The following is a 22,943-nucleotide window of genomic DNA, read 5'->3' on the forward strand; positions in this document are numbered from 1 at the left end:
TATAAGGCTTAAAAAGTCAGGGAAAGGTGCCTTTTTAGTACAAAGTATTCTCTCGGTCAGGCATGAACCTGAAAGGAGTGTTCAACCCGACACTCCGGTAATAGGATACAAAACAGGGCTTACGCCATAGCAGCTTATTGTGTCATTAAGACGAGCCACTTTAATCAGTCGGACGCACACCAGATAACTGATACGTCGCAATTTATTAATTGTGAAACGACTGAACTGAAGCGAAGACAAAGACGCTTCACCGCTGCCTGGTTGCAGTCATAAAACTTGCTCGGCTCTAAAGTAAAAACGAAGACAGATTTATACGAACATCAAGGTAGCCCAAAATCATATATAGCCTCGGTTTCCAACGTGAGCGAAACTGTAATTGCCCTGATTTTGTACAGCTAATTAGTAGAATTATGCCGCCTAAAGGTAGCCCATTGGAGTTTAATCTCCGAGTGTATCGTGATGCCGTTCATAATTTGTAATGTCACGAACCTGCTGAAGTGATTCAAACAGATATAAATCCAATACTTCTCTTCGATAGCTGCTGTTAAACCGCTCCACAAAACCGTTCTGATACGGACTTCCAGGCTTAATAAACTCAAGTTTTATGCTCTTTTCAGCAGCCCAGCTCTCCAAAGCATTTGACGTAAACTCAGGGCCATTATCCACTCTAATTTGTTTTGGTTTTCCGCGCCATTCTATGACCCGTTCCAACACTCGAATAGCTCGTTCAACTGTCAGGCTTGTATCGACCTCAATTGCTAGTGCTTGGCGGTTGTAATCATCCAGTACATTCAGTGTTCTAAAGCGATGTCCGTAATTAAGCGCATCGCTCATAAAGTCAATCGACCAAGAGTCATTATGTTATTACGATGCGCTTAACAGCTCTGGTGTGCTTGCTGGTACACGGCGCTTGCATTTGCTTCGACTTAAACCTGCTACGTCACAAGCAAATGCTACGCTTACCTCAAGCCGTGTCCGTAAGTGAGCGGCCTAAGCTCTACGCCTGCTTGTTTTTAAAGCTTTTTTGAGATGATTTCCTCAAGCATTGAGTGTTTTAAACTGTGAGTCGCAAACATATCTTTTAGCTTGCGGTTTTCATCTTCAAGCTCTTTTAAACGTTTTACATCAGAGGCTTCCATCCCACCATATTTAGAACGCCACTTATAAGACGTACTTTGATCAATGCCGTGTTTACGACATATTTCTGGTACAGGTACACCAGATTCAGCTTCTTTGATCATGCTCACGATCTGTGTTTCAGAGAACTTACTTTTTCGCATCGTAAAATTCCCCCTATGAACTGTTTCAGTTTATGGGGGAGTTACAGAATTACATTCTTAGTTGCTAGTTGTATAGAAATTTTATGTATTATTTAGTGCCTCTGAGCCTTTTATGAGATAAAATTTAAGTCATTTATCCGTATCGTTAGCGTAAAAAGGCTATAGAGTTGTCTTCAGTAACTAAACCAATCATTTTTTCTTTCTTCTCGGGTAGTGGCTTTTTAGATCTTGGATTTGAACTCTCTGGGTTCGATGTCCGTTTCGTAAATGAATTTCATCAGCCTTTCTTAGAAGCCTATAAATATTCAAGAAAGGATATGGACTTACCTAAACCTAAGTATGGGCATCATTTAGCAAGCATTGATGACTTTGTTACTGGCGATAAGAAACAATTACTTCATGATTTTGTGCAAGAAGCAAAGTCTGAAGCGTTAACGGGTTTTATTGGTGGTCCTCCTTGCCCTGACTTTTCAGTAGCAGGTAAAAACAAAGGCTCTGATGGTGACAATGGCGTTCTAACTAGTGTTTACGTTGATTCAATAGTCCAAAACCAACCTGATTTCTTTTTGTTCGAAAATGTGAAAGGTCTGTGGAGAACTATAAAACATAGAGGTTTCTATAATGAAATGAAAAAAAAACTGGAAGCTGCAGGTTATGTTTTAACGGACAGATTAACGAACTGTATTGAATTTGGAGTGCCGCAAGACCGAGACCGCATCTTAATGTTTGGTATTCATCGAAAACATGTTGGTGAAAAACTTACGAGCGAACAGCTAACTGCTGATTTTCATTGGGAACGAGAAGTTAAGTTTGATAAAGCTAAGGTCTTAGATAAATCTATCTGGCCAGAGTTTTCAGATTACAAAGAAAACTCGGTTCGTAAGCTTCCTAAGTATTTAGAAAAAGTTAGTGAACTCACGATTGACCATTGGTTCAAGAAAAATGATGTGTATAAGCATGTGAATGCTAAACATCATTTTAAGCCGTATTCTGATAAGTTTAAGACCATTAAAGAAGGTGACGACAGCAAAAAGTCATTCAAGCGCCTTCATAGGTTTCGTTACTCTCCAACAGCTGCATATGGAAACAACGAAGTACATTTACACCCATATAAATCACGTAGACTAAGTGCTGCTGAAGCGTTGGCAATTCAGTCTCTTCCTAAAGAATTTCATTTACCATCTACAATGACTCTTTCTGATATGTTTAAAACCATAGGCAACGGTGTCCCTTTCCTTGCATCTGAAGGCATAGCCAAAACCGTACTCTTTTACCTCGATTCCTTATAAAAGTAGGAGCTGAAAAGCTTCTAATTTTATACATTTCACAACGTTACAAGCCAATCTAGTGCATTTCCATATTGGCATGTTAGACTGCATGCAAGATAGTGATTTATATTAGGTCTAGTTCATGCATTTTAACGATGTTTTATCAGATATTGAAAAGTTAATTGGGAAGCAGCTTCAATCTATCAATCCTAGTACCGCCCCAATATACCTAACAAAAGTAGATAAAAAGGCTCGTAGATACTACATATCTAGCGATTCAAATAAACAAGGTAATGCACGTTCTTTCAGGGAGTTAGAAGATATTTGGCAAGATCTACTTTTCAAAGGCTTTAGTAATGTAGACCAAGCTTTATATGGTAGTGGCAGTAGCCGTAATCAACCGGAAACTATTTTTGCAAACTTACCTTATATTGAGCATTTCAAATATAAAAAAAAGAAACACCTCCTTTTATGTAACGAAAAGACTCATGAATTAGGTATTCTCAAAGAAGTTGAAGGCGCTGAATTTAGAGCTCTTAGAAAAAAGATAGATAACTATTTTGAACTATCAAACAAAGAGCTAGTTAATGAGCAAAGAGACTTACTTGATTCACTGACCACCTCTTTAGATGCAGTAATGAAAAAGTATCCAGGTGAGGTTTCAATTCAGGATACAGAGAAAACATTAGATCGATTAAGTGACTTAACCGATAAAGTCGTTTCCGCAACAGTCTCGAAACTTGAAGATGAAGATAAAACTCAATTGTTGATATCCGAAAGAGAGAATCAGGAAACGAGTATTTCTAATAATGCCCTTACTAGTGAACAAATGCTTGATAAATCTGTGATGACAGGTGTCGATGATGATGGCGAAAATGACGACGATGTCGACGAAGTCAATACTTCATTTGAGTCTAGAAGTAAGAATGTTAAACCAATTAGGCAGTTAACGCCGGTTTTATCACTAATTTATGATCGAATTCAATTTGAAGATATAGAGCTACAACCTGACTTTCAACGTAAAGACCGGATCTGGAAACAAGACAAGAAAGCAAAACTTATTGAGTCAATTTTAATGGGGTTACCTCTCCCAGTTTTCTATTTTGCAGTTAAGCCCAATGGCACATGGATTATCGTAGATGGCTTGCAAAGAATAACCAGTGTTTATGACTTCATGAGAGGGGAGTTCCCGTTAAAAGACTTGAAGGTTTTGGGTGAAAAATACAGTGGGTTGTATTTTAGAGATTTAGAAAGAACTCAGCAACGTAGTATCAGAGAGTATGCAATAACAGCTTATTTAATAGATATGGATAAAGACACTGATAATTCAAACGTGCTAGTTGAATTATTCCACAGGATCAACACTTATGGAGTGAAGTTAAGTCCTCAAGAAATTCGTTCTGCAATGAACCAGGGAAGTAGTGTTAAGTTTTTACGTTATATGTCTGCAACAAACGAGTTTAAAAAAGCTACACATCATAAAGTTAAACCAGATAGACAAAAAGATATGGAGTTGTGTCTCTCAGCCTTGTCGTTTATGGTAAATGGCTATCATAAATTTGGTACTAAAAATTATGAAGGTTATGATGAGTTTTTGTCTCAAGCGATGATGCGAATCAACTCATACAAGTTAAATGTCGATGAGTTGAAAGATCTCGATGAAGGAAGTTCATCTTTAACTGTTGGAACTAGTACTTATTATTATGAGTTGGAGAGAAGGTTTATTCAGGGTTTAGAATTAGCTTATGAAATATTCGGTACGAGTGCTTTTAGAAAATCACTAAATAGTAAAAATGCGCCTATTAGTAAGCAGCTATTTGAGTTGATTGTGTCATATTTTTCATTACTTAACTCTGAGCAAATCAAACAGCTTAAGGAAAACTCCGCATCGTTAGTAGATTACTTATACTCTGCAATAGAGTATGATTCTGGTGAGTATGCTGTATGGGAATCAGATATTTATGATAAGGCTAACCGAGGGTTTATGTACTCAATATCCACATCTACAGGCAAGAAAGTGACAGTTAATTATCGATTCCAGTCATTTGAAAGGATATTAAAAGAAAGCACTGGGATAGATGTTAAGTTTGATCCGTTAGTTGGAGATGTTAAATGAGACCTATTGAAGAACTCAATCTAAAAAATTTTAAGTCTTACAAAGAGCAACCATTCGAACTTTCGAATTTAACTGTATTTTGTGGGAATAACTCCGTAGGTAAAAGTACAGCAATACAGGCAATAGGAATATTGCTCCAATCTAATTTTGGGAAGGTTGTCAATCTGAATGATGAATTAGTTCATGTCGGGAACCTTGATGATGTACATAATACGTATAATCGTGATGAAGACGAGCTATATATAGAAATTAAGTCTAGAGGTAATCACTATAAATGGGGTTACAACGATGCAGATCAAAGAGAAGGTTTATTGGGTAAGAATTATCTTCCATATTGTTCCAGTAACTCAATGGAACTTATGGAATTAAACGAAAAAGTTCAAGGGTCTTTTCATTTTCAATATATTGTGGCAGACAGGTGGGGGCCGAGAGATAACTTACTATTGTCTGAAAATGTCCCTCACCCTCTATGGTTGGGAACAAAAGGCGAATATATTGCTGAAGTGTTAGATAAATTATTAAATAAGTCAGACAATTCAATATCAAAGTTCTCCATCGATAAAGATCCAAGAAGACACAAAAGTACTACTAGTCTTTTTTTATTTGACAATATTGTGTCTTGGATGGGTGAAATTACACCTGGTTACAACTTGGAACCAGGCACAGAACCCAAAGCCAATGTTTCATATAACTCAATAATCCACCAATCTGGTAAATCAATTAAGTCAATTAATACTGGTTTTGGCTACAGTTATTCGATGAGTATAGTGGTTGCCTTGTTAGCCTCTTCTCCTGGAGATTTGGTAATTATTGAAAACCCAGAAGCACACTTACACCCTAAAGGACAAAGTTATTTAGGTCGACTTATTGCTCTAACAGCAAAAGCTGGGGTTCAAGTTATTGTAGAGACCCATAGTGATCATTTGTTAAATGGCATACGTGTAATTACGAGATTGAAAGAGGATTTTGATCCCAAGCTATTTACTCTTTATTACATATCGCAAGGCAAGATGCAGAGTAATGTAGAAAAAATAACGATTACTAAAGATGGAAAGTTATCAAACTGGCCAGAGGGTTTCTTTGATCAGCAAGCCCAAGACATGTTCATGATTATGACTGGACAGACGCAGCTCCCAAATAAAGGAGCTTAATTTTGAAAGCTACCATTTGTTTTGTTTCAGAAAGTTTCGATTTTTCAAAAGAGCAAGAATCAGTTGCCTTATCAATTAAAGCTACTTCAGAGTTAGTCGAAAAGTACTTTAAAGATGATGGATTTATTGTATTTGCGAAAGCAAATGATTTTGATTCACTTGCTGCAATTGAGTTATATCAGCAACCTCAACACCTTGATGCTGGTACTATAATGGGGCTGCTCTATGATGCAAATATGGGAAAGGCAAGTACCATCAACGAACTAGACTCAGAGGGAGTGAAGGCTTTGGTTGATTCATCCAAGCCAGAATATAATGGGACATGGGTGTCCTTATATTCATCAGACTCAAACAATGCTTTAACTTCACGAGAACACCGTAACGTCTCAGGTGGCAAAAGTTTGGTTAAATTCTGTTCGGATGTACTTGTGAATAATCCAAGACCTCACGCTGAGTATGCGCAAGATTTTGTGCAACTTTATCAAAGTCTGATTTTTTTAGACTACCCAGGACACCAGAATAATGAGACTTTTGATAGCATTCGAAAAATAGAGGGGGGTTATCAATCATTTATTCGAGGTATTACAGATTGCCTTAATTTTATGGATCAATATGAAATAATCCCTCGAGACTCTCAGAACAACATAAATATTCTCAATGCAAATTTAGATTTTACAGTTACCCCTGAAGGTACAGGTAAAAACAAGAGAACAATTGCAGCTTTAAAAAGAGACTTTTTAATTGATGACGTCGAATATAAGAATGTTAACTGTGAATATCACTATAAATTAGAGCGAATTGATGGGGCTAACGGGAAGGGCACTTATTATTTTAACCGTATATATTTTGGTTTCTTTAACAGGATAGATCCTGAAAACCCGAAAATTGCCATAGCACATATTGGTGAGCATTTATAATAAGGTTATTGGTTACACTTTTCTTTACAACATTTTTTATTCTCTTTTCAACTAAGTTCTTCCAAACGAAGCTGTACTTAAGTTACCAATGGCTGAATTGAAGGCTAAAGTCAGATAGGCTCTTGCACCGAGCTCTTATCAAGATGATAGCACACTAACTCAATTGTTCAATTTATGAACGTGTAACTGTCCCAGTTTTAGTACTGCTCATTAGTACAATTATGCCGCCTCAAGATAGCCCATTGGAGTTTGATCTCCTAGTGCATCGTGAGGCTCTCATAATTATGAATATCTTAACCATTTATCTGTAATATCACGAATCTGCTGAAGTGATTCAAGCTGATATAAATCCAATACTTCTTCTCGGTATCTGCGATTAAATCGCTCAACAAAACCGTTCTGATAAGGTCTACTTGGCTGAATAGACTCAAGCTTTGTGCACTTTTTAGTAGCCCAACTTTCCAGAGCATTTGACGTAAACTCAGGGCCATTATCCACTCTAATTTGTTTTGGCTTTCCACGCCATGCAAAGACCCTTTCCAACACTCATATAACTCGCTCAGCGGTGAAGCTTGTATCAACCTCAATAGCTAACGCTTGGCGGCTGTAATCGTCCAGCACATTCAGTGTTCTAAAACGATGTCCGTAATTGAGTGCATCGCTTATAAAATCCATCGAAAAAGAGTTATTATGTTTTCCCAGTGTGCTCGTAAGTGTTCGACCCAAGCTCTGCGTCTGCTTGTTTTCACAGCTTTTTTGAGATGATTTCCTCAAGCATTGAATGTTTTAAACTGAGAGTCGCAAACATGTCTTTTAGCTTGCGATTTTCATCTTCAAGCTCTTTTAAGCGCTTCACATCAAAGGCTTCCATCCCACCATATTTAGAACGCCACTTATAAAATGTACTTTGACCAACACTATGTTTACGGCATATTTCTGGTACAGGCACACCCGTTTCAGCTTCTTTGATCATGCTCACGATCTGTGTTTCGGTGAACTTACTTTTTCGCATCGTAAAATTTCCTTCTTATTTTGATAGAAATTCTACTTATGAACTGTTTCAGTTTATTGGGGAGTTACATCTTGTCTTAGAATTCGCAACACTGTCTTCGAAACTATTCCATGAAAACACTAACACACCTGCCCACATGCCCAGCCGCTTGACCAGGCGTATTGGAAGTTGTATCCGCCAAGCCAGCCGGTGACTTCGGTCACTTCACCAATAAAGTAGAGGCCATTGGCTTTTTTCGCTTCAAAGGTTTTGGAACTCAATTCATCGCTGTTAACACCGCCTAATGTGACTTCGGCAGTACGATAGCCTTCGGTGCCATTGGGTTTAATTTGCCAGTTACTTAATGTGCTGGCAATAGTGTCAACCTCACCATGAGAAAGCTGGTTAGCGGGCTTGTCTGGTACAGTATTTTCTGCGATTAATACCTCGACAAAGCGCTTAGGGAGTAGCTGACCCAGTAAATTTTTGACTGATTTTTGCCCTTGGTTTTGGCGCCAATCATGTAATAGCTCTGCAATGTGTGTATCTGGCAGCAAGTTGATGCTCACAGCTTGTCCCGCTTCCCAAAAGGAAGAGATCTGTAAAATAGCCGGACCGGATAGGCCACGGTGTGTAAATAAGATGTTTTCTCTAAATTGTGTGCCATCGTCGCTGGTCACTAAGCTGTCTACACTGATCCCAGAAAGGCCTTCAAAACGTGCTTTGTCATGATCATGCAGCGTAAAAGGCACCAGTGCAGCGGTGGTAGGTAATAACTGTAAGCCAAATTGCTCCGCAATTTTATACCCAATTGGAGATGCACCCAGCTTTGGCATAGTGAGCCCGCCAGATGCCACCACCAAAGATTCACAGGTAAATGTATGATCAGAGGTTGTGACTATATATGTACCTTGTTCATCGCGGGACACTTTAAGTACTTCGTTACGTAAGAAGACTTCGACCCCAGCCCATTCGCACTCAGTCATTAGAATATCCACAATGTCTTGTGCACTGTTATCACAAAATAATTGACCAAGTGTTTTATGGTGATAAGCAAGCCCGTGGCGGTCAACCAGCTCAATAAAATCATGCTGTGTGTAACGACTTAAACTAGACTTCACAAAGTGTGGATTTGCGCATAGGTAGTTTTCTGGGCTGGCATTTTCGTTGGTAAAATTGCAACGTCCACCACCACTAATGAGAATTTTTCTTCCCACTTTTTTACCCATATCAACGATGGCTACCTTACGTCCACGATAGCCAGCTTGTGCCGCACACATTAATCCGGCCGCACCAGCACCGATGATCACTACGTCATATTGCAACATTGTATACTCTGAAACGAAAAACTTATGTCGCAATTATAACTATTTTTAAGCTTAAGGGGGAGTTTATAGTTCAAAAGACAATCAAAAAGACATATTTTTATCACTTTTTAGAATATGAGATAAATCATTTACAATCGTTTACATTATGAAATAGTTTATTCTTTAACCGGGAATATTTTGATAAAATGTAATAAAAACATAATGATAATGAAATAATAAAGACTTTTATCCATCCCCTTATAACCAAAACAATAGTGTAAATAACAAAACAATACTTTCACACAAATCACACCAAGTTTACTTTTGTTAACCTCTTGGCGGATAAAGGTTGCCAAGATAACAACAAGTAAAACAAGGGTAAAAAACATGACAACAGGAAATTTCAAATTAGCTGCTCTTTCAATGGCAGTAACAGGACTACTTTCTGCAAACGCAATGGCGCTACCAGAGATTGCAAATGTGCAAATGGAACAAATTGGTCCAAACGTACCTAGCCAAGCACAACTCGCTCAAAAACTAGAATCACAAAGCGGGTTTGGCACTCAGTTCATCATCAAGTATAAAAACAACAACAACGACATCATGTCTATTTCAAGTGCAGACATGTCACCAGCAATGATGAACACTCGCGCTCGTAGTTTCGTTAAAGGCTTTAACAGTAAACGTGCATCAGCTAAAGCACAGTACGTTCGTCCAATGGCGCTTTCAAACCACCACGTAATGCGCGCAGACAAAAAACTAAGTGCATCTGAAACACAAAAATTCATGCAAGACATGATCGCATCAGGCAATGTTGAGCACATTGAAGTTGACCAAATGTTACAACCATTTGCGACACCGAACGATCCTAGCTACAGCTCACAGTGGCACTACTTTGAAGCAGCGGGCGGTATCAATGCACCAGCAGCTTGGGATAAAGCGACTGGTAGCGGCGTAGTAGTTGCGGTACTAGATACAGGTTACCGTCCTCACGCTGACTTAAACCCAAATATCCTGCCTGGTTATGACATGATCTCTAACCTATCTGTAGCGAATGACGGTGGCGGTCGTGATAGCGATGCACGTGACCCAGGTGATGCGACAACTCGTGGTGAGTGTGGTACTGATAGCCTAGGTAGACCAGTTCCTAGCAGCGACAGAGATTCAAGCTGGCACGGTACACACGTTGCGGGTACAGTTGCCGCTGTAACAAACAACGGTGAAGGTGTTGCGGGTGTTGCTTACGACTCTAAAGTTGTACCTGTACGTGTACTAGGTAAGTGTGGTGGTTTAACATCTGATATCGCTGATGGCATCATCTGGGCATCAGGTGGCTCAGTATCAGGTGTACCTGCAAACGCGAACCCAGCTGATGTAATCAACATGAGTTTAGGTGGCGGTGGTGCATGTAGCTCTACAACACAAAGCGCAATCAACCAAGCACGTGCAAATGGCACTGTGGTTGTCATCGCAGCAGGTAACGACAACGACAACGCAAACAACTACAACCCAGGTAACTGTGCAGGCGTAGTAAACGTTGCATCAGTTGGTCGTAACGGTGGTCGCGCATACTACTCTAACTACGGTTCTTCAATCGATGTTGCAGCACCTGGTGGCGCACAAAGCTTCGCTAACGACCCTGAAGGTATTCTTTCAACTTACAACGCGGGTTCTACAACGCCAACTACTGATAGCTACTCGTACTCACAAGGTACGTCAATGGCTGCACCTCACGTAGCGGGTATTGCGGCACTTATTAAACAAGCTAAGCCAACAGCTACGCCTGATGAAATCGAAACAATCCTAAAAGATACTACTCGTAGTTTCCCTGCGACATGTACTAACTGTGGTACTGGTATTGTAGATGCAAGTGCAGCAGTAGATATGGCACTTGGTAACGGTAATACAAACCCAGGTGACAACGCACTTGTTGACGGCGAAGCGAAAACAGGCCTAAGCGGTGCGAGAAACTCTGAAGCATTCTTCACGTTCGAAACACCTGCAAATGCTAGCAAAATCACCTTCACTATGAGCGGTGGTACAGGTGACGCGGACCTACACGTAAGAGCGGGTGCTAAGCCTACAACGTCAACTTACGACTGTCGTCCATACGAAAGTGGTAACAATGAAGTATGTACAATTGACAACCCATCAGGTACTTACCATGTAATGATGCGCGGTTACTCTGCATACAGCGGTGTAAGCCTTGTTGCTAACGCAGAAACTTCAGGTGCAACTCAACCAGGTGGCCTTACTGAAAACAACCTTTCAGCATCAACAGGTAGCTGGAGCCGTCACCAACTGACTGTACCAGCTGGTATGTCTAGCCTTACAGTTAAAATCTCTGGTGGCTCAGGTGATGCTGACCTTTATGTAAATCCAGGTGCTGCACCTTCTACTTCAACTTACCAATGTCGTCCTTACGAAAGTGGTAACGTTGAAACATGTACTATCACAAACCCAGCTGCTGGCGTTTGGCACTTCGGTGTAAGAGCGTACCGCACTTTCTCTGGTGTGACACTAGACGCTCAATACAAGTAATCCCCTATAACTTGCAGTAAATAAGGGTCGAACAACGTTCGGCCCTTTTTTGTAAGTGCGCTTTCGTGTGACATTGGCGCCGTAGGCCGCCACTTTTACACACAGAATTAGAGCCTCATTAATTTACGAAGCTCATACCTTTTGTTGTCTGCATTGCCTATCTCTGTACCGGCTGCATCAGGTTTGGGGCCGTTGGGTCATTGCCAGTTATGGTCGCTATATTTTCTATACATAAAAAAAGACCAAACAGAAGTTTGGCCTTTCGCTTACTCTCACGTTAATACTTACAAGCCTAGACTGTCTCTGATCTGAGCCATTTGCTGCTCTAAGCTTTGCTGAATTTGTTGGATTTGCTGGTTGGAACTGCTGACCTGCTGCTTCATTGATGCCATCGAACTACTAAAGCTGTCTACCAATTTGGTTTGCTGATTTGACAACGCCATCGCATCAGCTGCAACTTGGCTCGCGCCTTGGGCACGCTCGGCAACGCCTTCAGAATTACGTTTCAATTCCTGTGCATGATCTGTTTGTTGCTGTGCCTCGGATGCCAGTGCACTGATCTGATTAGATACCTTGCTTGAGTTGTCACTTAAAATATTCAACTGCTCGTTAATATCCGTCAACGACTCTTGCGTTTGACGAGCTAGCTTTCTGACTTCATCGGCAACTACAGCAAAGCCCCTGCCATGCTCTCCTGCCCGAGCAGATTCAATCGCAGCATTTAATGCTAATAGGTTAGTTTGCTCTGCAATGGTATGGATCATCTCAATCACCTTACCCACATCTTCGACACCTACAAGCAGTTCGTTTAAGCTGCTTAATCCCTGTTCTACACGTTGCTGTGTACTGGAGCTGGCCTTTAACATCGACTCTGCAAACCCAACACTCTGTGTCATAGCGTTAAAGGTGTCACTGGCATTGTCCGCTACTTGCTGATTGATATTGCTCGCTTCGCCGCCAATGACTTTGATTTCTTCGAGTTGCGTTTGATTGTGTTCAACCTGTTCATAGGTATTCTCAGACTGATGTCCAATACTGGCCAAGTTTCGATTCATCCCCTGCATAAAATCGTTAATGACTTGCAGCATTTGCTCACGCTCTTGCGCTTCTGTACGCTGCCTTTCAATCAACTGGTTAAAGTACTGGGCAATTTCACCCACTTCAGTATTGGCGCGTTTACATTTAATCTGCTTCAGCTCATTGCTTTCGATTAAAAACGCAAATCCGTCGCGCAAGTTACGCAGTGGTGTTAGTACTTGACTAAACTGCACCCAATACATACCACCAGCTAGGAATACGAGTAACCCAATCGCGGCACCAAAGATCGTAAACACCTGAGATTTAACGGCAACTTGCTCACTCTTTAACTGCTCTCCCGCTTCTAGCATCAAAGCAGAAAGCTGTTTGATATCGTCTCTTAGTGCGGTAATACCCTGCTGTCTTTGCTGTGCTTGCACAATTGTGTTTTGTAAATCACGGCTAAATCGATTTGGCCAACTTGTCAGTTCTGCCTTTATTTCCTGCGCTAAGTCTTCTGGCTCTTCACCTAAGAACAGCTCGTCTTCATCAACTTCGGTCATTACTCCCAAGTCATCTAAGCGCTCTATTTGACGCGCAAGTTCCTGAAGTCGATTAAGCGATTGATTCAAGCTTTGCTGGGTTGATTTATCATAGTGAAGCACTAGCTGGTAGGTATAGATACTTAAATTCGTTGTCTCAAAATAATAGTCTGACGCTAAAGAGTAATAGCGTTGACTGAGTTCATGGCCATTCGCATCTGCGACATAATTCATCAAAGAGGATGCAGAACCCGCCATTTGTCTCAAAGCGTTGTCGAGCAGCGCTAACTCATTGCCAGAGAGCTTGCCCAAGGCTCGGTATTTGCCTTGAATATCTGCATCTAGCGCATCTAATTGCTGAACCATACTCGACATAACATCAGATGAAATTTCAGATAGATGCACGCGCTTGATAGTGCTAATTTGTTCACTGGCTTGGTTTAAATACTGGCTATCTCCCGCACCTAAATAGTCTTCAATCGTGCCTGCGAGGTCAATCAACACCGTATTTTTTAACTGCGTATACGCACTGTCCTGTTGATCCAACTTGCTAAATACTTGGCTTGCCCAAAATAAAGTTACCGCAAGAATGATACTGGCTGTCGCTAATAAAATTGCAAGCAACCGGGTGAAAGACGAAACACGCATATGTACTACAGGCCTTATCAGTTGATTTCGGCGCTAGACTATTAATGTTTTATGACAGTTTGATGTAAATTGTTTAGTTCCTGTCCAGCCAAGTGAAAAAGCATACTTTTTACGTATGCTTTTTGTGGACAACTTTGACAGTTTTTTGAAGCTTGTATGTGATTGCCATTAAAAATTAAGTTTTTGGCATCCTCATGCCATTACTTCATGGCCGCATTAACATACACATCAAAACGGTTTTTCTTGGTAGTGATCTGCATACTTGGCGCTTGCTCATTTAAAAATGGCGCGTAATCGGGCCTTTTAACCACCACGCGTTTTGTCGCAAGTGCTGTAGCGAAAGGTAATAATGCATCAGCATCCTCATCTGCACCTACCAGAGATTGAAATACCCGCATTTCTTTTTTAACCTGTGCCGACTTTTCACGATGTGGAAACATCGGATCTAAATACACCACGTCTGGTTTTGACGAAGCATCGCTGGTGGCTTGTTCAAGCAGCTCATGGCTCGAACCAAAAGCTATGGCCATGTTTTCCTTCATCCAATCACCGATTTCAGGGTCTTGATAAGCGCGTTGTAGCCCGTCGTATAATAGCGCTGCAACAACAGGGTGCCTTTCATGCATAAGCACCTTACAACCCAACGATGCCAGTACAAACGCATCCCGACCCAACCCTGCTGTGGCATCTAGCACCACGGGAGTCACGCCTTTATTTAGGCCAACCGCTTTGGCAATCGCCTGCCCTTTACCACCGCCAAATTTGCGCCTATGTGCGCTCGCACCGGTCACAAAGTCGACTCGAATGGCACCCAGCTTCGGTTCGTCCTTTTTTAATAACTGTAGTCCGTCTTCATCATAAACAAGACGAAAATCATCATCGAGTGCGATTAACGTATCTAATTTAAAACGTTGAGATAACTCGTCTAGGTATGCGCGGTTTTCAGAAAATGGCGTATGAATGTACAACTGCAGACTCCTGTTGTTTAAGCCTGCAGAGTATAACGTTTAATGAAGAAAAAAAGAATGCATCGGCTTTGCGATGCTAAAACAGTTCAATATCAGTTTGCGCAGGGACTTCTTCTTCGCCCCAAGGCTTCGCCATTTGATTGAGACTTTGAATAAGCTCCTGACGTACCTGAGTTATTTCGCCCAGTTTGTATCGAATAATTGAAAACTCGTCATTCACAAAAGCAAAGTGCTCGCAAAGGCTTTCCATCGATGCTTTATATTCTTCTCCTAAAGCGGCTTTTACATTATCTTCTTTAATAAATGCTTCTAACTCAGAAACTTTGGTGCCATACACTTCACCAATGCAACTCAGTTGCTCGCTCAGTTGAGCAAAAGCCAAACCAATTTCTTCCACTTTGTTAAGTGCAACCTCACTTACTTCCATGTCTTTTATTTTGGCATTGGTTGCTTCAAGTATATGGGGGAGTAAATCTTTAAACCGACCATAAAGCGCAGGGTCGTCAGTCGGCATATTTTTTATGAGTAGCGATACTTTTGGGTAATTGATAATGGTTCGTCGACCAAAATCGACAAAACGGCTTCCCTCTTTATTGGTTTCCAGTAACTCTTGCTCGATGGGCTGAATAGCCCCCTCTTGTGAAAAAAACACGGCCTGATTGTGATACCAAAATGCCAGCGCGACCTCTAAGTTGAGAGGCGTAAAAAACTCTAAAAAGTACTCAGATAGGGTACTGAGGTCATGCGCATGATAAGACTGACCCACATAACGCATTATGCGCCCCATGTCGCCAGAGTCTGTCATGGCAATTTCAGCTGTAATTTGTGCCCGCTGCATGTCTTGCTTGAGGGCCACCGATTGACGCCGATAGTCATCTAAGACTTTGATTCTTGCTAGTAGCTCAGACCCTTCAAAAGGCTTAACGATGTAGTCTGCGGCTCCCGCATTGTAGCCCCGCATTCGCTCGCTAATATCCCCTTTTGAGGACAAAAACATCACGGGTATATCTGCCGTGTGCTCTCCACCTTTGAGCCGTTCACACACCTCAAACCCTGACATACCCGGCATTTCAACATCAAGTAAAATAATATCTGGCTGATACTTTATCGCTAACCTTAAGCCTTGCTCACCATTTTTAGCATGGATCAATTTACAGTTTTGAGATAGTGACTGCTCGATAACATGGTGGATCAGCTTGTCATCGTCAATGGCAAGCACTAAGTTGGTCATATGGCTTTCCCTACAAGATCAGGTCTTTACCAAAGCATAGACGGAAACGCTTATTTTGCGAGTGCAAAAACAACAAAGCGCCCATTCGGGCGCCTTGATATACCAATTAGTGACTTAGCTATGTAATTAGGCAGCTTTTCCTATGCCACTATGGCGAAGCAACGCGTCAACCTGAGGTGCACGTCCTCTAAAACGCTGGAACAATGCCATAGGCTCTTCAGACCCGCCCATTTCCAGTATATTTTCCATAAAGGATTTACCCGTTTGCGCGTTGAAAATCCCTTCCTCTTCAAAGCGAGAAAACGCATCAGCCGAAAGCACTTCTGCCCACTTATACGAGTAGTACCCCGCGCTGTAACCGCCCGCAAAAATGTGACTAAAGGCATGCTGAAAACGGTTGAACTCAGGCGCCTTAATAACCGAAATTTGATCACGGACTTGATTCAATGTCGCTTGAATTTGGCACGGTTGTGCAGCGGCGTAATCTGCGTGAATATGGAAGTCAAATAATGAAAACTCAATTTGTCTGAGCATCATCATCGCTGACTGGTAGTTTTTAGCAGCAAGTAACTTGTCAAGCAACTCTTTAGGGAGTGGCTCACCCGTCTCATAATGACCGGAAATAAAGTTCAACGCCTCCACTTCATAACACCAGTTTTCTAAGAACTGACTCGGCAATTCAACGGCGTCCCAAGCAACCCCATTGATCCCCGAAACTGCAGGTGCATCAACTTGTGTCAGCATATGGTGAATACCGTGACCAAACTCATGGAATAAAGTGGTCACTTCGTTGTGCGTAAATAATGCTGGCTTATCTCCTACCGCCTTATTAAAGTTACACACTAAGTAAGCTACAGGTGTTTGTAGTGTGCCACTTTCAGATACTCTGCGACCTCGACAATCATCCATCCATGCACCACCGCGTTTATGCTCTCGTGCGTATAGGTCTAAATAGAAGTTACCACGCAATGTGCCCTGCTGATCGTGAATAGCAAAGAAGCGTACGTCTTCATGATACGTATCAAATTCTTTCACTTCCGATACTGAAATACCGAATAAGCGATTGACCGTTTCAAACAGACCGCTGAGGACCTTGTCAGCTGGGAAGTAAGGACGTAATTGCTCATCAGAAATTGCGTATTTGGCTTGCTTTAACTTCTCGCCATAATAACCATAGTCCCACGCTTCAAGCTGAGTCACCTGATGCTGCTCTTTCGCAAACGCTTGTAGCTCAGCGACTTCTTTTTGAGCCTGCGGTTTAGATGCTTTTGCCAAGTCATTTAAAAACTCAAAGACCTGTGCTGGAGATTCTGCCATTTTTGTAGCTAAAGAATGCTCTGCGTAATTATCAAATCCAAGCAGTTGCGCAATTTCATGGCGCAAAGCTAGTTTTTCTGTCATTAACTCTGAGTTGTCGAATTGGTTTGCGTTAGGACCTTGATCCGATGCACGAGTTACGTATGCACGATACATTTGCTCACGCATAGAGCGATTATCGGCATACGTCATCACCGGTAAATAGGAAGGAATATCTAATGTAAATACCCACCCTTCAAGCTCTTTGCTTTGTGCCGTATGCGCCGCAAGCGCTAAAGCCGATTCAGGCAATCCACCAAGATCAGCTTCATCCGTTACATGTAAATGCCAAGCTTGTGTGGCATCCATCACGTTGTTACCAAACTTTGATCCTAGCTCAGAAAGTCGCGCACTGATCTCGCCATAGCGTCTTTGTCCAGCCTCATCTAAAGCAATACCCGATAGCTTAAAATCTCTTAGAGCATTGGTAATGGTCTTTTGTTGAGCGACTGACAGCTTATCGAACTCACTACTTTGTTGAATAGACAAATAGCCTTTATACAAGCCTTGGTGTTGACCTGTGTAAGTTGAATACTCAGAGATAAGCGGAAGGCATTCTTCATAGGCTTGTCTTAATTCTTCACTATTTACGACATAGTTCATATGAGACACTGGTGACCACATTCTAGAAAGCTTATCATCCGCTTCTTCATAGGGCAGAACAAAGTTATCCCAAGTAAACTGGTCCTGCTCTACAATACGGTCAATGGTATTGCGACAGTGTTCAATAGCTGCTTTTAGTGCGGGAACAATATGCTCTGGCTTTATTTTTGAAAACGGCGGTAATCCTTCTAAACCAATTAATGGGTTACTCATAATGTCTCTCTTTAATTTTTTATTTCCCAATTAAACTTGAAATAAGGGCTAATAGCGCAAATACAAGTAAAACTTACTAACCTAGTTGAAAGTAATGACGTATTTAGTCTGTCATCTTAAGACTAGTTCAGCGAATTCAGAAGAGGAAAAATTATGGCTCAACATTTTGACTACATTGCCATCGGTGGTGGCAGTGGCGGCATCGCATCAGCTAACCGTGCGGCAATGCGTGGCGCTAAAGTCGCACTTGTCGAAGCAAAACATATGGGTGGCACGTGTGTTAACGTAGGCTGCGTACCTAAAAAAGTTATGTGGCACGGTGCTCAGGTTGCAGAAGCCATCAAGCTTTATGCACCAGACTACGGCTTCGATGTTGAGCTAAAAAACTTTAACTGGGCCAAATTAGTGGAAAGCCGCGAAGCTTATATTGGTCGTATTCATCAAGGTTACAACAAATACCTTGCAAGTAATGGCGTCACTGTCATTAACGGGTTTGCCAAATTCATCGACAATAAAACCATTGAGGTCAATGGTGAACAATACACAGCCGACCATATCTGTATTGCTGTTGGTGGCCGCCCGAGTGTGCCGAATATCCCAGGCGCTGAACATGGCATTGATTCAAATGGCTTCTTTGAATTAAACGAGCAGCCACGCCGCGTTGCTGTTATTGGCGCGGGCTACATCGCTGTTGAATTAGCTGGTGTTCTGCATAGTTTAGGTACTGAGACCCACTTATTTGTACGCAAACATGCGCCACTTCGTAATTTTGACCCTATGGTCGTTGAAACACTGACTGAAGTGATGGAGAAAGAAGGGCCAACACTACATACACATGCAACACCAAAAGAGCTTGTGAAAGAAGCAGATGGTTCTATAACACTACATCTTGAAAACGGCGAATCACACACAGTCGACCAAGTCATCTGGGCAATTGGTCGCGAGCCGGTAACAGACAAAATTAACTTAGCCGCTACCGATGTTGAAATCACGGATAAAGGCTACGTAAAAGTAGATGAGTGGCAAAATACATCTGTGTCTGGTATTTATGCACTGGGCGATATTATGGAAGGCGGTATTGAGTTAACGCCAGTGGCTGTAAAAGCTGGGCGTATGCTTGCTGAACGCCTATTTAACCCAGAACTGCCAAATGCCAAAATGGACTACAACCTTGTACCAACCGTTGTGTTCAGCCACCCGCCAATTGGTACCATTGGACTTACTGAACCAGAAGCAATTGCAAAGTACGGCGAAGACAACGTTAAAGTGTACAACTCAACTTTCGCAGCCATGTACACGGCAGTAACACAACACCGTCAACCTTGCCGAATGAAGCTCGTTTGCGTAGGCCCTGAAGAAAAAATTGTAGGCTTACACGGTATTGGTTTCGCGGTTGATGAAATGATCCAAGGCTTTGGTGTTGCGATGAAGATGGGCGCAACCAAAGCAGACTTTGATTCGGTAGTAGCCATTCACCCAACAGGCTCAGAAGAGTTTGTTACTATGAGATAAACGGCTGCGCTCAATCTACAATAGGGCGATGTTAATAACATGGCCCTATTAGTTTTAGTGCTTCATTTGACTCTTTTGTTTGCATATTTTTTGTTCGCCCTTCTTGTAAATTAGACAAATCCGACTCTGGCCACAATACTCATACAAACCTTGATGTAATGTAAGTACTTATGAAAGCACTGTGGATTGTCAGTTTGATATGTATGTGGGCCAGTATTCAACCAGCCCATGCTAAGACTTATAGACACAAACTATTGGTATCAGCGCATCCACTAGAGCCATTTATCATTACCCATCACGGTGAAGTGCAAAGTGGCTTTATCGTGGATATTTTTCATGAGCTTGAACAAATACTTGGGCGTCAGCATTCGGTTCAAATCGGCTCATTTGCACGTGGCATTAAAATGCTAGAAAAGGGTTCTAAAGTCGTCAGTGCCAGATATCGGCAAACCATTGTATACCATCGTGCTCACCTCGTTGTTGCACAAACACCAGCGAGACTAGAGCGATTCAAGTGGGTTGGTCCTTTGTTATATGATGGCCCGGTACTCTATCAAAAGTCGAAAGACACGAGAGAGTTTAATAGCTTGGAAGATATAAAGCAGAGTGATGCGACATGTATCACGCAACACAAGGTGCGGGATTCGGAGCTTTACGAACGGAATCAAATCCCTTTTCATGAAACACAAAGCCAAGTTCGAGCGATACAACTGTTGCTCCAACCTAAAAGCCGTTTTGATTGTACAATGTTGTCGTTAATGAATACCCGTGAAGTCCTCAGCTTAGCTGGTCATCCTCTGTCACACCTCAAAGCAATGAATATTCAATTGCCAGCTCAAGGTGTATACATGGCGTTTTCATTGGAAACACCAGATGACATTATCGCTAAATGGCAAAGTGCACTTGAAAAACTTAATCAAGCAGGCAAGCGACTTGAGATCATACAGCGCTACGTTCCCTTTTATACCGCTGAACTTGAAGAGAAACTGCGTCAATCTGTGCAACCAGAGCTTCAAGAAGAACAAGAATAAATAATCCACTCCAATTTAGTTACAACTAAAATTACTTAGCCTCAATACCATATCACAACGAAACTCTGAAACGCCCTCTCTCAGTAGCCATAACTGAATAAACAACCCCTTTCTTTATCTATGATGGGTTAATAGTTACAATACTAATCATTAGAGCTCTAAATTTATTAGCGCTTTATGTTTTGAAATGAGGTTTATACTGACGATGTTAGGCAATATGTTTATAACCAACGCATCGAATAGTGATATACCAGACCAAAACAAGTTTATTTGTGATCTAATCATTAGAGCTTCACTATGAAAAAAGACAACTCGTCTCTAAATTTACCCGTATTTTATACATCCTCAGCCGTCGTATTATTGCTGGTTATTTTTGCCGTACTCAGTCCTGCGACCGCTTCTTCACTATTTTCATTCACTCAATCAGCCATAACTCAAAACGCGAGTTGGTTTTACGTATTAACGGTGGCCATTATTTTAGGTCTGGTCGTGTACCTTAGTATGTCACGATTTGGCGAAATAAAGCTTGGGCCTGACCACTCTGATCCCGACTATAGTTTTTCAACTTGGTTGGCAATGCTCTTTGCCGCCGGCATGGGGATCGGGCTGATGTTTTTTGGCGTTGCGGAACCCGTAATGCATTTTGTTTCTCCGCCATCACAAGAGAGTGGCTCTCTTGAAGCGATTAAAGAAGCAATGAAGATCACATTCTTTCATTGGGGTTTTCACGCTTGGGCCATTTACGCCATAGTAGCGATGATCCTCGCTTACTTTAGTTACCGCCATAATTTACCCTTAACACTGCGCTCCGCGCTCTACCCGATAATTGGCGATAGAATAAATGGCTGGGCAGGCCATGCTGTAGATATATTCGCGGTAGTGGGAACTGTATTTGGTGTCGCGACCTCCCTTGGACTGGGAGCCGCTCAAGTCAACTCTGGACTGGCATATCTATTTTCATTTGAAGTTTCAACGCTCAACCAAGTCTTAATCATGATAGGTATCACCGCCTTGGCTTCTATTTCCGTGGCAACTGGGCTAGATAAAGGCATTAAGATTCTCTCTCAAACGAATATGATTTTGGCCGTAGTGCTATTGGCCCTGATATTTTTTATTGGTCCTAGCGTATTTTTACTTCAAGCCTATGTACAAAATGTTGGTGAATACCTTTCAGATATCGTTTCAACTACTTTCAATTTGTTTGCTTATGAAAAGAAAGACTGGATAGGCGGTTGGACAATCTTTTATTGGGGTTGGTGGCTAGCGTGGGCGCCTTTTGTCGGATTATTTATTGCCCGAATTTCTAAAGGACGCACAATTCGCGAGTTTGTAATTGGGGTTACCTGCATACCAACAGCCTTTACTCTACTGTGGATGACCATCTTTGGTAACTCAGCCCTCGCGATGATTTTTGAGCAGGGGTTAACCAATATTTCGCAAATGGTTAGCGACAACTCGGCTGTTGCCTTGTATGTCTTTTTAGAAAACTACCCTCTGTCACAAATACTCATTGGCCTTTCTATCATTATGATTGTGGTGTTCTTTGTCACCTCATGCGACTCTGGCGCAATGGTCATCGACATGCTGTGCTCTAACGGTAATAACAATACCCCCCTGTGGCAAAGACTATTCTGGTCTATTGGCGTTGGGGTTGTTGCGGCAGCATTGAGTTTAGCTGGCGGATTAGATGCGCTGCAGACACTCACTATTGCAAGTGCTCTGCCTTTTTCTATTGTGCTATTAATTGCCTGCTATGGCTTAATTAGCGCCCTTAGAGTAGACGATGCCAAACGCAGCGCACAAACCATGCCTATGACGTTTGAAAACCAAGTAAATGACGAGCAAACTTGGCAAGAAAGTCTTGCACTTCTGATTGCTACTCCAGCAAAGGGAAAAGTCGATAAGTTTATCTTGAAAGAAGTCAAACCTGCTCTGAAAAAAATCAGAGATGAATTTGAAAATAATCAGGTAGACGCAGAGGTGAAAGTGCACAACTCGGCTGTTATTCTTACCGTTCACCACGGCGACGAGCATGACTTTGTTTATGGTGTTTATAAAAACAAGCGTCTGCAACCTGATTTTACACAAAGTGATGTCACCGATAGTGACTCTTACTACTGTGCAGAAGTGCACCTCAGCGAAGGTGGGCAAAATTACGACATAATGGGCTGGTCGGAAACCGCCGTTATTAATGATGTACTGTCGCAGTACCAAAAACACCTACACTTTTTGAATGTGCTACGTGAGTAGC

General features: G+C 41.7%; 13 protein-coding genes and 2 pseudogenes. 8 read left to right on the forward strand and 7 right to left on the reverse strand.

Translation table 11 applies throughout. The features are described 5' to 3' along the window. Positions 1–438: 438 nt before the first annotated feature. Positions 439–1,280 (reverse strand): annotated as a pseudogene (locus N480_RS25140) (transposase). A 167-nt stretch (positions 1,281–1,447) separates the two neighbouring features. Between N480_RS25140 and N480_RS22135 the strand changes: the two are divergent. From N480_RS22135 to N480_RS22150, 4 genes are all read left to right on the forward strand, one after another. Beyond that, positions 1,448–2,569: a DNA cytosine methyltransferase gene (locus N480_RS22135; protein WP_081231963.1), complete on the forward strand. Its 1,122-nt coding sequence runs from the start codon at positions 1,448–1,450 to the stop codon at positions 2,567–2,569. A gap of 121 nt (positions 2,570–2,690) precedes the next feature. Beyond that, on the forward strand, positions 2,691–4,664 hold the full coding sequence (locus N480_RS22140) for a DUF262 domain-containing protein (RefSeq protein WP_063374611.1): 1,974 nt from the start codon (positions 2,691–2,693) through the stop codon (positions 4,662–4,664). Further along, entirely contained in the window at positions 4,661–5,815 is a 1,155-nt protein-coding gene (locus N480_RS22145; protein ID WP_063374612.1) for a DUF3696 domain-containing protein, read from the forward strand. Before N480_RS22140 ends, N480_RS22145 begins: the two co-directional genes overlap by 4 nt. A 2-nt stretch (positions 5,816–5,817) precedes the next feature. Beyond that, the gene (locus tag N480_RS22150) at positions 5,818–6,732 is read left to right on the forward strand and encodes a hypothetical protein (protein WP_063374613.1); all 915 of its coding nucleotides are present in this window, start codon (positions 5,818–5,820) and stop codon (positions 6,730–6,732) included. A 219-nt stretch (positions 6,733–6,951) separates the two neighbouring features. Here the strand turns inward: N480_RS22150 and N480_RS25845 are convergent. Further along, a pseudogene (locus N480_RS25845) lies at positions 6,952–7,744 on the reverse strand (transposase). 119 nt (positions 7,745–7,863) lie between these two features. Continuing rightward, positions 7,864–9,051, reverse strand: a complete 1,188-nt coding sequence (locus tag N480_RS22165; protein WP_063374615.1) for an NAD(P)/FAD-dependent oxidoreductase — start codon at positions 9,049–9,051, stop codon at positions 7,864–7,866. A gap of 366 nt (positions 9,052–9,417) precedes the next feature. Between N480_RS22165 and N480_RS22175 the strand changes: the two genes are divergently transcribed. Then, positions 9,418–11,571, forward strand: a complete 2,154-nt coding sequence (locus N480_RS22175) for a S8 family peptidase (protein WP_063374617.1) — start codon at positions 9,418–9,420, stop codon at positions 11,569–11,571. A 284-nt stretch (positions 11,572–11,855) separates the two neighbouring features. On the opposite strand, the gene N480_RS22180 is transcribed toward N480_RS22175, so the two are convergent. From N480_RS22180 to prlC, 4 genes are all read right to left on the reverse strand, one after another. Beyond that, entirely contained in the window at positions 11,856–13,778 is a 1,923-nt protein-coding gene (locus tag N480_RS22180; RefSeq protein ID WP_063374618.1) for a methyl-accepting chemotaxis protein, read from the reverse strand. 200 nt (positions 13,779–13,978) lie between these two features. Beyond that, entirely contained in the window at positions 13,979–14,746 is a 768-nt protein-coding gene (locus N480_RS22185; protein ID WP_063374619.1) for a class I SAM-dependent methyltransferase, read from the reverse strand. 76 nt (positions 14,747–14,822) lie between these two features. Beyond that, positions 14,823–15,977, reverse strand: coding sequence for a response regulator transcription factor (locus N480_RS22190; protein WP_063374620.1), 1,155 nt, complete (start codon positions 15,975–15,977; stop codon positions 14,823–14,825). Positions 15,978–16,103: 126 nt separating this feature from the next. Then, on the reverse strand, positions 16,104–18,149 hold the full coding sequence (prlC, locus tag N480_RS22195) for an oligopeptidase A (RefSeq protein ID WP_063374621.1): 2,046 nt from the start codon (positions 18,147–18,149) through the stop codon (positions 16,104–16,106). Between the two features lie 153 nt (positions 18,150–18,302). Here prlC and gorA point away from each other — a divergent pair, with 153 nt between their 5' ends. From gorA to N480_RS22210, 3 genes are all read left to right on the forward strand, one after another. Beyond that, on the forward strand, positions 18,303–19,661 hold the full coding sequence (gorA, locus tag N480_RS22200; RefSeq protein ID WP_063374622.1) for a glutathione-disulfide reductase: 1,359 nt from the start codon (positions 18,303–18,305) through the stop codon (positions 19,659–19,661). A gap of 170 nt (positions 19,662–19,831) precedes the next feature. After that, on the forward strand, positions 19,832–20,692 hold the full coding sequence (locus N480_RS22205) for a substrate-binding periplasmic protein (RefSeq protein ID WP_063374623.1): 861 nt from the start codon (positions 19,832–19,834) through the stop codon (positions 20,690–20,692). 297 nt (positions 20,693–20,989) lie between these two features. After that, on the forward strand, positions 20,990–22,942 hold the full coding sequence (locus tag N480_RS22210; RefSeq protein ID WP_063374624.1) for a BCCT family transporter: 1,953 nt from the start codon (positions 20,990–20,992) through the stop codon (positions 22,940–22,942). Position 22,943: the final 1 nt, after the last annotated feature.

It is taken from the genome of Pseudoalteromonas luteoviolacea S2607, from assembly GCF_001625575.1.
Lineage (GTDB): Bacteria > Pseudomonadota > Gammaproteobacteria > Enterobacterales > Alteromonadaceae > Pseudoalteromonas > Pseudoalteromonas luteoviolacea_E.

Excerpts from the sequence above, each read along its gene's own strand:
- N480_RS22140 (WP_063374611.1), top strand. The coding sequence starts at position 2,691 with ATGCATTTTAACGATGTTTTATCAGATATTGAAAAGTTAATTGGGAAG.
- N480_RS22145 (WP_063374612.1), top strand. The coding sequence starts at position 4,661 with ATGAGACCTATTGAAGAACTCAATCTAAAAAATTTTAAGTCTTACAAA.
- N480_RS22165 (WP_063374615.1), bottom strand. The coding sequence starts at position 9,051 with ATGTTGCAATATGACGTAGTGATCATCGGTGCTGGTGCGGCCGGATTA.
- N480_RS22175 (WP_063374617.1), top strand. The coding sequence starts at position 9,418 with ATGACAACAGGAAATTTCAAATTAGCTGCTCTTTCAATGGCAGTAACA.
- N480_RS22180 (WP_063374618.1), bottom strand. The coding sequence starts at position 13,778 with ATGCGTGTTTCGTCTTTCACCCGGTTGCTTGCAATTTTATTAGCGACA.
- N480_RS22190 (WP_063374620.1), bottom strand. The coding sequence starts at position 15,977 with ATGACCAACTTAGTGCTTGCCATTGACGATGACAAGCTGATCCACCAT.
- prlC (WP_063374621.1), bottom strand. The coding sequence starts at position 18,149 with ATGAGTAACCCATTAATTGGTTTAGAAGGATTACCGCCGTTTTCAAAA.
- gorA (WP_063374622.1), top strand. The coding sequence starts at position 18,303 with ATGGCTCAACATTTTGACTACATTGCCATCGGTGGTGGCAGTGGCGGC.
- N480_RS22205 (WP_063374623.1), top strand. The coding sequence starts at position 19,832 with ATGAAAGCACTGTGGATTGTCAGTTTGATATGTATGTGGGCCAGTATT.
- N480_RS22210 (WP_063374624.1), top strand. The coding sequence starts at position 20,990 with ATGAAAAAAGACAACTCGTCTCTAAATTTACCCGTATTTTATACATCC.